This window comes from Vibrio sp. R10-SG3-ISO3, assembly GCF_059834225.1.
This window is the reverse complement of record NZ_JCBDHE010000014.1, coordinates 1-11698: the sequence shown is the minus strand read 5'-3', so window position 1 is coordinate 11698 and position 11698 is coordinate 1. Positions and strand designations below refer to the sequence as shown.

At 48.2% G+C, this 11698-nt stretch carries 14 protein-coding genes; 2 read left to right on the top strand and 12 right to left on the bottom strand.

Features of this window, described 5'->3' with window-relative positions; all coding sequences use genetic code 11:
- Positions 1-11 precede the first annotated feature (11 nt).
- Positions 12-233: a hypothetical protein gene (locus AC6R1A_RS02905; RefSeq protein ID WP_500633291.1), complete on the top strand. Its 222-nt coding sequence runs from the start codon at positions 12-14 to the stop codon at positions 231-233.
- Between the two features lie 218 nt (positions 234-451).
- On the opposite strand, the gene AC6R1A_RS02900 is transcribed toward AC6R1A_RS02905, so the two are convergent.
- From AC6R1A_RS02900 to AC6R1A_RS02875, 6 genes are all read right to left on the bottom strand, one after another.
- The gene (locus tag AC6R1A_RS02900) at positions 452-868 is read right to left on the bottom strand and encodes a MarR family winged helix-turn-helix transcriptional regulator (RefSeq protein ID WP_500629752.1); all 417 of its coding nucleotides are present in this window, start codon (positions 866-868) and stop codon (positions 452-454) included.
- The gene (dmeF, locus tag AC6R1A_RS02895; RefSeq protein WP_500633290.1) at positions 865-1785 is read right to left on the bottom strand and encodes a CDF family Co(II)/Ni(II) efflux transporter DmeF; all 921 of its coding nucleotides are present in this window, start codon (positions 1783-1785) and stop codon (positions 865-867) included. The genes AC6R1A_RS02900 and dmeF overlap by 4 nt, the downstream gene beginning before the upstream one ends.
- A 94-nt stretch (positions 1786-1879) precedes the next feature.
- Positions 1880-2488, bottom strand: coding sequence for an exopolysaccharide biosynthesis protein (locus tag AC6R1A_RS02890; RefSeq protein WP_500633812.1), 609 nt, complete (start codon positions 2486-2488; stop codon positions 1880-1882).
- A gap of 131 nt (positions 2489-2619) precedes the next feature.
- Positions 2620-2979, bottom strand: coding sequence for a PilZ domain-containing protein (locus AC6R1A_RS02885; protein WP_487901231.1), 360 nt, complete (start codon positions 2977-2979; stop codon positions 2620-2622).
- 409 nt (positions 2980-3388) lie between these two features.
- Positions 3389-3610 carry a hypothetical protein gene (locus AC6R1A_RS02880; protein WP_334552389.1) on the bottom strand — a complete coding sequence of 74 codons (222 nt, stop codon included), beginning with the start codon at positions 3608-3610 and terminating at the stop codon, positions 3389-3391.
- A gap of 125 nt (positions 3611-3735) precedes the next feature.
- The gene (locus AC6R1A_RS02875; RefSeq protein WP_334552390.1) at positions 3736-4212 is read right to left on the bottom strand and encodes a Dps family protein; all 477 of its coding nucleotides are present in this window, start codon (positions 4210-4212) and stop codon (positions 3736-3738) included.
- A gap of 289 nt (positions 4213-4501) precedes the next feature.
- Between AC6R1A_RS02875 and AC6R1A_RS02870 the strand changes: the two genes are divergently transcribed.
- Positions 4502-5368 (top strand): patatin-like phospholipase family protein, encoded by an 867-nt coding sequence (locus AC6R1A_RS02870; RefSeq protein WP_500633811.1) that lies wholly within the window; start codon positions 4502-4504, stop codon positions 5366-5368.
- A 23-nt stretch (positions 5369-5391) separates the two neighbouring features.
- Here the strand turns inward: AC6R1A_RS02870 and AC6R1A_RS02865 are convergent, their stop codons facing one another.
- The 6 genes from AC6R1A_RS02865 to AC6R1A_RS02840 form a co-directional block, all read right to left on the bottom strand.
- Positions 5392-5994: a 2OG-Fe(II) oxygenase gene (locus AC6R1A_RS02865; protein WP_500630431.1), complete on the bottom strand. Its 603-nt coding sequence runs from the start codon at positions 5992-5994 to the stop codon at positions 5392-5394.
- Between the two features lie 101 nt (positions 5995-6095).
- Positions 6096-6734 (bottom strand): response regulator, encoded by a 639-nt coding sequence (locus AC6R1A_RS02860; RefSeq protein WP_334552393.1) that lies wholly within the window; start codon positions 6732-6734, stop codon positions 6096-6098.
- The gene (locus AC6R1A_RS02855; RefSeq protein ID WP_334552394.1) at positions 6727-8088 is read right to left on the bottom strand and encodes a cache domain-containing protein; all 1362 of its coding nucleotides are present in this window, start codon (positions 8086-8088) and stop codon (positions 6727-6729) included. The genes AC6R1A_RS02860 and AC6R1A_RS02855 overlap by 8 nt, the downstream gene beginning before the upstream one ends.
- 85 nt (positions 8089-8173) lie before the next feature.
- On the bottom strand, positions 8174-9457 hold the full coding sequence (locus AC6R1A_RS02850; RefSeq protein WP_334552395.1) for a TRAP transporter large permease: 1284 nt from the start codon (positions 9455-9457) through the stop codon (positions 8174-8176).
- Positions 9458-9468: 11 nt separating this feature from the next.
- Positions 9469-10008: a TRAP transporter small permease subunit gene (locus tag AC6R1A_RS02845; protein ID WP_334552396.1), complete on the bottom strand. Its 540-nt coding sequence runs from the start codon at positions 10006-10008 to the stop codon at positions 9469-9471.
- A 152-nt stretch (positions 10009-10160) separates the two neighbouring features.
- Positions 10161-11249, bottom strand: a complete 1089-nt coding sequence (locus tag AC6R1A_RS02840) for a TRAP transporter substrate-binding protein (RefSeq protein WP_487901226.1) — start codon at positions 11247-11249, stop codon at positions 10161-10163.
- Between the last annotated feature and the right edge of the window lie 449 nt (positions 11250-11698).

The following is an 11698-nucleotide window of genomic DNA, read 5'->3' as shown; positions in this document are numbered from 1 at the left end:
TCGATCATTGGATGTTCCTTCACAATGGTCAAATCGGCGGCTATAAACAGGTTAAGTTCATGCTTGAGCGTTTGCTGCCTAAATCACTCAACCTGCTTAATCGCGGTTCCACCAACATTGAACTGATTTTTCTCTTGATGATCAAAAACGGCTTATTTGACAACGCCGTTCGCGCCGACTGTCTTTATCCGCTGTTTGGATGGGAATATGGCCCTAGCCTCCGAGCCTCTTGATAGCAAAACCTAATGGGATGCGGTTCCAGTGCAAACCATCACCAAAATTAACGGCTGCCAGCAAACCCGGATTCCGATAGGGCACTGTGTGCAGCGATAAAACCGACCTCGAAGAGGCACCCAAGCCGATTCCCGAAGTGGCCAATTTTAGTTGACCACTACATAGAAACCTTCTATAGGACGAGGCTTATGGCGCAATCTTCACCGTCGCTCAGCGTTCAAAACTGATCATTCATCGCATTAACGCACTGAAGCAACGTCTCAATTTGTTGGGCCTCGAGTCCTTGAGTCAATTCGTTCACCAATTCAAGATGAAGCTGATTGTGGCGCTGATGAATCTCTTGCCCTTGCTCGGTCAAACGAACCACAATCGCTCGGCGGTCGTCAGGGTGCGGGCATCGCTCAATCAGATCTGCGTTGACCAACTTATCGATTTGCACGGTTAGCGTCCCCGTTGTGATTCCAAGTTTTTGCGCCAGTTCTTTCATGCGCAAGGGCCCATTAACCCCCAAGGTTTCAATGGTATGCACTTGGGCTAAGCTATACCCCGTCTCTTTGACGACCGACTGCTCCCAAGATGACAGTTTGTCATAAAATTCAGTCAGTGCGTGATTGAGTTGCGATAACGTGTTCATTGCGGCTCATACTGTACTTCTAACGTTAGGTGATGAATCTTATCAAACTTCTCTAAATGCTGCTTGATCTCTTCAGCCGTCTGCCCGTTAGAGACCCTGAGTGTGATCGCGGCACTGTGATGATGGCCACTGATTTTCCAAACATGTAAGTCCACCACTTCACCGTGACGCACCAGCTCTGACTCCACCTCATCCAGGTAGTGATCATCGATGCTTCCATCAAGTAAGATTGGGCTAGTTTGATGAATCAAGGAGAGCGTCCATTTGGTGATCACCAAGGCTCCGACGATACCCATCAAGGCATCAAGCCAATGCCAACCATAGAATTTACCAAACAGCAGCGCCACAATGGCAAGAATAGAGGTCAAGGCGTCGGTCAACACGTGTAAGTAGGCGGCGCGCAAATTGTGGTCATGATGATGGTCGTGATGGTCGTGATGGTCGTGATGGTCGTGATGGTCGTGATGGTCGTGATGATGATCGCCCAACAACACCATACTGGCAAGATTGACCACTAAACCTATTACCGCGACCAAGATTGCCTCATTAAACTGAATCGGTTGAGGATTGATCAAGCGATGAACCGATTCCACTACCATCAGTAGCGCAACAATGCCCAGAGCAATGGCGCTAGTGTAACCACCGAGCACGCCGACCTTACCGGTACCAAACGAGAAACGACCACTATTGGCATGCCTTTTCGCATAGCGATAGGCAAATAGCGTGATGCAAAATGCGGCGGCATGAGTACCCATGTGCCATCCGTCCGCCAGCAAAGCCATCGAGCCATAGACTGTCCCTGCAACGATTTCCACCACCATGGTGACGACCGTCAGCAGTAAGACATAGAAAGTGCGGGTTTCCCCTTGATGATTGTGGCTGGAAAAACCGTGAGATTGGCAAGATGATGACCGCATATTACTTTGACCTTCAAACTATTTGACTGTCAATTTAGTTTGATTATCAAACAGTGTCAATAGATTCGTGTGATGCGTTTCTCTCATTCTGGCATTAATGAATAAATAGCCAATACCCCATGGTCGTCATCGCCAGTAGCCCGAGAAGTAAGGCAACCATTTGCACTAAGCCATCACGCTCAAGCAAACCCAGCCCCATAAAGATCACCACCAGGGCAGGCGCCAAATTCGCCAAGGGTACCGGGATCGCAATAATCACTCCTAATACAGCCACAATACTGCCGTTCAATCGATCGACAATGGGCGCTTCGGTAAATCGCCATCGTGGGCGGATATAGCGCTCTATCGCTCGCACTTTAGGCTCAAAGGTTAACAGTGCTTTTTTGACCGCAGCGGCGGGCATCGCACGATCAAGAATCCAATCTGGAAGCCAAGCACGACGTCGCCCTGCCACCATCTGTAAGCCCAACACGATGATGATGAGCCCTGCAAACAGAGAGACAAACGGCACGATGCTAAAAATGGCCATCTGCACCAAAAACAAGCCGAAGGTGCGATCGCCAAAGCGTTGCGTCAAGCTACGCAAGGTAATGGTCGATTGACTGGCTTGTTCTGCTAACGCGAGGATGACATCAGAGGTGCGCGTTCGGCGCTCGTGAGGCACATCAAAAAGAGAATGGGGATCTTGAGGCAATCCGTGCAATGTCGCACTCCAAAGGTTTTGCGTTCTCGTGGCTAGACATTAGCAGCGAACGCGTGGGGTGTATAGCCATCACCTAACGAAATAACGACGCTTTAACAGGGTGGCGACACGGTGAGTAACGCGTGAAACCATCACGCCGCTTCGATGGTTTTTAAACGCTCAAAATAGGTAGGATAGGTATTTTTGATGTGACGCTGCTCTTGCACCATATGTTTAAATGTCGGCCCTTTTTTCAGTTTAAGGACGACCTCTCCACCATCAATACGCAGCACGGCTCCCTCAATGGCTACTTGGTTGTCGCAGTGTAGATCCAGAATACCGGCAAGCGATAGTCCCTTATATACCGAGGTAAAATTATTCATCACGACACGAATCCCCCCTTCCGAGACCTCAGTGACGTGAAAACGCTCATCAGAAAAGCGCACACTTGGTCTCGCTCGGCGAGGATATTTTAAGCGATAGTATTGTCTTTTTTGTTCCATGTCGTTCATGGCTGGCTCCTATTTCGGCCTTAACCCACTCTAACTAGTATAGTTATCGGCAGATAAATAGGAACCTTTACCCTTGATTTATGAGACCTTGCCGCACCCATAACCACCCGCCCTGTCTACGCTAAGCCGCGTCTGCTCTCGTTTTCCACTTAGCATTAATTCAATTCACACTCTGTTCATTCCCACATCTTCAACTAAACTTTAGAAGTAAGTTGTCTAGGGATGAGAAAACTCCATGTTGATATGCTTTGTCGACTGACATTGTTGACTTCCTGTGATTGGGTCGCGTGATGCGACCTTCTTTTTTTGCCACCCATCTTACCAAAACGAAAAAGCCTGAACGAAAAAGCAGCCCGAGTGGGCTGCTTAGAGTTAGGTTAAACAGAAAAATGACGATTGGAGCAAGGCTTTAATGTTGCCGACCTTCGGGATCCGGTGCAAAGTCGACTTGCTTGTAAATATCGGCCAAAGTTCTATCTTTCAATTTCTTGCTCCGTTTGGCGCGAGCTTCATAGCTTTCATCTTGATGACGAATGGCTTGCTCATGCTCCTTCGCTGATTGAATGAACTCCGGGTCTGACAACGCCTTTTGACGTAGGCGGTTAACGCGTTCAATGGTTTCCCATATCATATTCCACCTCCTTGACTGTTTATACATACAGTATAGTCGATGATCATCAACCGTCAAATTTTACTGGTTATATCCTCAGTGTTTTTTCTCGGCGCCCCATCAATAGGTGGGTAAAAGCCGTGCCATTACTGCAAATACGCGTTTAGCATCCATAGCAGTTTCTCTTGTTCACGGATGTAATCTCCCATCAGTGCCGCCGTGCCCTCATCCGCAGCGTCACCCGATTGCTCTAGGATCGTGCGTTGTTTACTCAGGAGCACACTGAAGCCGTCAACCAAACCTTTGACACACTCACTCCCTTGTGTCGCGTTTTTGTGCTCTTGAATCGTACTGCCTTCAAGGTATTGGGTGAAGCTGTGGTCTGGCGTGAAACCCAGCGTCAAGATTCGCTCTGCCAATTCATCGATTTTGGTTTGCAGATCAGTGTAGATCTCTTCAAATTTCACATGCAGCTCAAAAAACTGCTGACCTTTGATGTTCCAGTGGTAACCACGGGTATTCATGTAAAGCACTTGATAGTGTGCAAGAAGATCGTTGAGCTCAACGGCGAGTTGCTGTGCTTTGTCTTTATCTAGACCAATAAGATTAATTTGTGATGTCATAGTTTTGCCCTCTAAAACAACGTGTCTAACCACTTAAGTAATTAAAAAACTCAGGTGTTTGAGAATGACTTACGCCCTTTTTTATACGGTGCGTTGTCGTGATGGGTTTAATGTATCGCCACAGAGTAAATAGGTAAAACCGTTTAAATCTATTGCTTTAATAGTTTAAAACAATTGATCCAGTTGTTCGATTTGACCTATCCCAGCAATTTGCATAAACGATTTACCAACACCGACCCATTTACGTAATCTGGTAAGACCTGTTTAATGAAATGAGTTGAGAGAAAGCATGAAAGCACTGGTTGTGGAAGGCGGCGCGATGCGCGGAATCTTCACCGCAGGCGTATTGGATACGTTTATCCACCAAGACTACTACCCTTACGACTTTACGCTTGGTGTGTCGGCTGGCTCCACCAATCTCATCGGTTACTTGTCTAAACAGCCCGAGCGAAGCTTTAATGTCATCACCCAACTCGCCACCGACCGTCGCTTTTACGATCCGAGACGCTTTTTAAAGGGGGGGAATTTGGTCGATGTCGGCTGGCTTATCCGCGAATCAAACCGTCGTTATCCGATCAATGAAACCATGATGTTTGGTAACATGCCGCTGATTGCAGCCGCGACCAATATTGATAGCGGAGAAGCGGACTATTATCAGGTCAAACCGCATAACTTAGAGCAAGTGATTGAGGCGACCTGCGCTCTGCCTATTGCGTACAAACATACGCCCTGCTTTTCTGGCAATTGCTACACAGACGGCGGCGTGTCCGATTCGATCCCTGTCGCAGAGGCGCACCGACGCGGCGCCAGAGAGATCACTGTGATTCTGTCACACCCGCTGAGCTATCGAATGCCAAAAGCAAAACATCCTTGGCTAATGAGGCGATTGCTGGCCAAATATCCCGCCATCGCCAACGCGATGGCCGTGAGAGCAGAGAACTACAACCGCTCGCTCGACTTTATCCGCAATCCACCGAAAGGCACGCAGATTAGAGTCATCGCACCTGATGAGACGTTTAAAGTGAATCGCCTCACCATGCGTCAAGACCGATTGTTAGATGGCTATAAAATGGGACTAAGAGAAGGCAATAAGCACCTGGCGAGTCGTGCCGGCATGTACGGTCTAACCCGAGAAAACTGTCACTTTTGCCTTTGAGGGCGCTCGCGGAGGCCGTAGCGTTAGCGCGCAATATCGAGCTGGTTGCCCTGCACGCCGTTGACTCGAAACCACCCAGCGATACTGTATCGTTCCGCTTGGGTGGGCAGTACCTCATGAGGAAATTGCTCAGAGAAAAACACCAGCAAGCGACCCGCTTTCGGCGCGACCTTCTCAATCATTTGATCGTTGAGATCGTAAATCACTAACTCGCCTTGGTCGGCTTCATGCCACTCTTCATTCATGTAAAACACCGTCGTTAAGCGGCGGTTTTCATTGCCTTTAAAGCTGTCGAGATGCTTTTGATAAAAGTCACCGCGCTCATACTTAGCAAAGTGCGCTTCATATTCAAAGAGGCCGAGGAAAAAGTGCTGGTTGGCCGCCAGACGAATACGCTCCATCTTGTCTAGGTAAGCCTGAACAGGTTCGCCCATCGCAGGAGACAACCAGTGAATTTTGTCGCTTCGAATCGAGGCAGCGCGAACCGTCTCTTCATTGCGGCCAATGCGTGCTTTTTTCCAGGTGTCCGGTAGGCAATCACGAAGCTCCGCCACTTCGTGTTCTGAAAGAAAATCATCCCAAATATAGTAACCGTGTGTAAAAAGTGCATCGATTAGCGCGTTCATCAGCCGTTGGCGCTCCATGAATTAATAGGAAAACGCCTTATACCGAAGTGGTAATGCAATCGGCAATTGCGACTTTTTGTCGTAACGATTAATTAGGGTCGTTAAACGTCTAATCCGTGTTCAACGGCATACTTGGCCAATTCTGCGGTACTGTGCAAATCGAGCTTATGTTTGATGTTTTGACGGTGGGTCTCAACGGTTCGAAAACTGATATTGAGCAGCGCCGCGATCTTTTTGCTGCTGTTGCCTTGTGCCACCAACTTAAGCACCGCTTCTTCTCGGCGACTCAATGGATTGGGCTTTTGCGCGGCGGGAATCACCTCTTGGGAAAAGAGGGTTTGCGTTACTGATTCACAGAAGTAGGTTGAGCCTTGATAGACGGTTTTGATGGCCTGCACCATACGTGTGGCACAAATCTCTTTGAGCATGTAGCCGACCGCCCCAGCCTGCATCACCTTCATGATATATTCGCGGTTATCGTGCATGGTTAACATCAGCACTTTGACCTCGGGCATTTCTTCTTTGATAAGGCGGGTCGCATCAATGCCGTTCATCAACGGCATACTGACATCCATTAAAACCACATCTGGATTCAGTGCCTTGACCACATCAATCGCTTCTAAACCATTACTAGCACAGCCTACTACTCGAATCTCTGGCTCTTGTTTTAACCGTGCGATGAATCCATCCAGCACCACTTGGTGATCGTCCACGATCACCACTTCAATTGGTTTATCCATACACTAATCCTTCCAGTTCGAGTAAGACGGTAATTTCAGTACCCAGCCCGGCGTCACTCTCGATTTCAATCTCTCCACCAATAAATTCTACGCGTTCGCGCATATTCCTCAGTCCAATACCATTTTTTCTCAACGCGGACGTCACATCAAACCCGACGCCATCATCTCTAATGATCAATTGCAGCATGCTGCCCATCTGCTGCAATATTAAGGTGACGTTTTTCGCCTGTGCATGTTTCTCGATGTTGGTCAAAGACTCCTGAGCAATACGATACAAGGTCGTTGCCACTTCTGATTTTAGCTTGCCTTTCTCTGTGTGGATCGACGCTTCAACATCAATCCCCGAGTGCAGTTTGAAATCGTGCAGCAGGGTTTTCAGCGCAGCCTCAAGGCCGATGTCATCTAATGCGCTCGGGCGCAATTGGTGAGAAATGTGTCTGACCTCGTTGATCGCCGTCAGCAGCGAATTTTGCGACTGAGTGACGTATTGCTGAAGGACGGCGTCATCAAGTTTATTACCGAGCAGCTCAAGATGGCACTTGCTAGAGACCAACAGTTGGTTGATGCCATCGTGCAATTCTCGGGCAAGATGCTTCTTCTCATCCTCTTGAAACATCACCGTTTTATGTGCCAGCTCCTTCAAACTTTTATCCGCCAAACGGTGCTCGTGAAGATTGACTGCCAAGGTGATGACAACAATCACCGCGACCGTGACCACCACAATGACGATCACAGAGAAAAAGGTCGTTTCGATGTTTTTGTTCACTTCAGAGCGCAAGTTGGCCACTTCTTGGGTAATGTCTTCGATGTACACCCCAGTGCCGATCATCCATTGCCAGCGATCCAGCCAAGCCGCGTAGCTAAGCTTGGGGACATTTTCCCCCGTCGACGGTTTTTGCCACAAATAGCGGTGGTAACCGCCGCCGCTGCGCGCTTGCATCAACAAAGAGGCAATCAAGTGGTCGCCGTTTTCATCTTGCAGATCGTAAAGGTTTTCGCCTACAAGATGGGGCATCACAGGGTGGACTAAGTTGGTCCCTTCGCCATCATAGGCAAAAAAATAGCCATCTTTGTCTTTGCCATAGCGGAGTTTATTGAGGATAGATTTGACCTCTTGTTTGGCCACCTCTTCCGGCAAATGAGGGTCATTATAGATGTAGGCGATCGCGTCAAACGCGAGATCGACGCTGTCTTTCAGCGCCGACTCTTTTGACTTGATTAAGCCACTCTCAAAAATCTCAATTTCTTGCTCACCTAGGGTTTTCGCCTGATGAATTGAAATCCAACTGGTGATGGCCGTCACCAGAAGCAAAGGCACAAGGCTAAGCAAAATCAGCTTGGCTTGTAACGGCATTCCTTCTCCCCATTTAACACAAAGGCCACCCGATTTGGGTGGCCTCCACTTTAGCAGGAGTTGTTAATCAACTGTAATCGAGTGATCACATTCCGTAAAATTGAGGGAAGACCAACAGTGACGCCAGTACCAGGATTTGAATCGCAATAAACGGCACCACGCCTCGGTAGATATCCGTGGTGGTGACCCCTTTCGGCGCCACGCCCTTGAGATAGAAGAGACTGAAACCAAAAGGCGGCGTTAAGAATGAGGTTTGCAAGTTCATCGCAATCAAAATAGCAAACCAAGTCATGTTGATCCCTAACAACTCCGCCACAGGCGCGATGATGGGTACGATGATGAAACAGATTTCAACGAAGTCGATGAAAAAGCCCAACACCAAGATGACCAACATGGTGATGATCAAAAAGCCCCATTTCTCGCCAGGAATTTGCAGCATCCACTCTTCGACCAAGTAGTCACCACCGGTATAGGTGAACGCCATCGAAAAAGCGGTGGCACCCAACAAGATAGCAAAAACCATCGCGGTCACTTTAACCGTCTCTTTTGCCGCGTCATACACCATGCCCCAGCTAAATTGCTTATAAAGCAGAGCAAGAACGATAGCACCCGCGCCACCAAGCGCTGCCGACTCCGTCGGTGTCGCCACGCCAGCAAAAATAGACCCAAGAACGACCACAATTAAGGCCAACGGTGGGATCACCGCTTTAAGCGCCGTGATCACTTCTTGCTTACGACTTATGCTGCCATCACTTGGAATCGGTTGCGCCGCCTCTGGGTTGAGTTTCGCATAAATCAAAATATAAATGACGTACGCACCAACCAAGACTAACCCCGGCCATACCGCCGCTTGAAACAGATCGCCGACAGGCACACCCAGCACATCACCGAGCAAAATTAACACGATAGAGGGCGGAATGATCTGGCCTAGTGTGCCAGAAGCACAGATGGTACCGCAGGCCAATCCCTTGTCGTAATTATATTTAAGCATCACAGGCAGTGAAATCAGCCCCATCGCCACCACCGAGGCCCCCACGACACCAGTAGAGGCCGCAAGCAACGCTCCCACCAGCACGGTGGAGATCGCGATACCTCCGCGAACGCCACCAAATAAGCGCCCCATAGACTCAAGCAACTGCTCCGCCAGACGCGTCTTTTGCAGCACCAAGCCCATAAAAACAAATAACGGCACAGCCATGAGCACCGTGTTTTCCATAATGGATTGGATGCGATAAGGCATAAAGGCAAACATATCCATGCCTTCGGCCCACACACCAAAAATCAATGCGATACCGCCAAAGGTAAAGGCGACGGGAAAGCCTAGCAGCAGTGCAAACAAGGCGACAAAAAACATTACAATACCGACCATTTTCTTGTCTCCTAGTGTTGATCTTTGCTGTTAACGTACAGCAGCTGTGGGTTAAAAATCTTATTGAGGGAGTGGATCAATAATCCAATGCCACTGATAGCCATAAAGAAGAAGGAAACCGGAATCATGGCTTTGATGATCCAGCGGTAAGGCAAACCACCGGGGTCGCCCGATGTCTCACCTAACGCATAGCTCTCTTTGGCGAAATCGATACCAAACCACGCCACCAACAAACAAAATGGGAAAAGAAAGACCACCGTACCAAGTAGATCAATGATCGCTTGGGCGCGCATCGATAGTCGCTCGTAGAAAAGATCCACTCGAACATGCCCGCCCGCTTTCAGCGCATAAGGGACACCCAATAAAAACACGGCTGAAAAGAGATGCCACTCCATTTCTTGGAACGCGATGGAGACATCATTAAATGCGTAACGCATCACCACGTCATAGACAACGTTGGCAAGCAATAAGATAAAAAGAATACTGGATAGCCAGCCTAGAAAGTCACCAAAGCGATTAAAAATACGCTCGACATAGATAAGACTTCTCATTCCCTACTCCATGGAATTTTGAAAGCGTGTTGCAAGCTAGGCTTACAACACTTTGATTACACTCGATAAACGCTCTGTTTTAGACTCAGAATCTAGTGAGTGAGGCTTCTTGGGCTTGCGCCGAGACAAACTCGGCGCTTAGGTTATTGCTGTTATTGTGCCGAACTGTTGAGGTAGGCACGGGTAGAAATGTCTGTCCAAGAACGCACTTGCTGCATATAAGCCGCTTGTGACTCTTGAATTTCCTTCGCAAGCGCATCTTCATCCGCATGCTGCTTAAGTAGACGATCGTTCGCTTCACGTAGCGCCGTCATCACTTCCGCTGGGAAATCTTTAACTTGAACATTTGGGTATTCAGTTTTGATAGATACCCAGTTTTTACCACTTTCATGCTTAGATTGGGTGTACATATCATACGCAGCAGTCTTCATCGCGACTTGCAAGATCGCTTTCAGATCATCTGGCAATTTTTCCCAAGTACGCTTGTTGACAAGGAACTGCAGCTCAGTTGCTGGCTCGTGCCAACCTGTGTAGTAGTATGGCGCGATTTTGTGGAAGCCCATACGTAGGTCAAGAGATGGACCTACCCACTCAAGCGCATCAATGGTGCGGCGCTCTAGCGAGGTGTAGAGTTCACCCGGTGCGATATTGGTTGGTTTCGCACCTAGCTCCGCAAGGATTTCGCCTGCAAAGCCTGGGATACGCATTTTAAGACCTTGCAAGTCTTCCACTGAGTTGATCTCTTTTTGAAACCAACCGCCCATCTGCACGTCTGTGTTACCGCCTGGGAACGACATCAAATTGTGTGGCGAATACACTTTTTCCATCAGCTCCATACCACCGCCGTAGTAGAACCAAGCGTATTGCTCTGTGGGCAGCATGCCGAATGGCATTGAGGTGAAGTACAAGGTGTTTGGCACTTTGCCTTTCCAGTAATACGACGCGGAGTGGCCCATGTCGTATTGCCCCGATTTCACCATATCAAACACGCCAAGCGGCGCTTTGTGTTTGTTGGCAGAATCAATACGGATTTGCAGGCGGCCGTTAGACATTTCTTCCGCCATTTTCGCCATGTTCTTCGTCGCGTCACCAAAAATCGGGAAGTTTGGTCCCCAAGTTTCGGCCAGTTTCAGACGATAGACTTTTTCCGCTGCGTTTGCGGAGGTTGCCGCAACCGCAAGCGCCGCAGCCATCGCGGTCCCTTTCAGTACTCGTTTCAACGTTTGTTTAATTAGACTCATGTTCACGTCCTTTGTTAGCTGTAGCAACTATCCAGTTACTTTTGTTTCGTTTACAGCTTGGTAGAAAGCTATTGATTATTAAATCAGCGTGAACACGGAGAAAAATTAACAACCCCCGCAAGCCTTAGACCAAAGAATTACGTAGTAATACGTAGGATAATTTATACAACAATAGATAAATAACTATTTATCAGCTAGTTATTAACCAGACAGATAAGTAGAAGGTCAATTTATACGTAGTAATTGATGAGTAAAATGAATCAGTAGAAAGATGTGATAATTGTGACAAATGTTAAAAACTGGTTGTCGTGCCCGATAAAAACACAAGAGCCTCGACATTCATCGAGGCTCTTGTGTTTGTGCTCACTCACAGAGCACGGCAATACTGAGCGGGCAGATTATATGGCTTTGTAGATGACCTTGTTGCCTGCTAGCTGCTCTTTAACGAC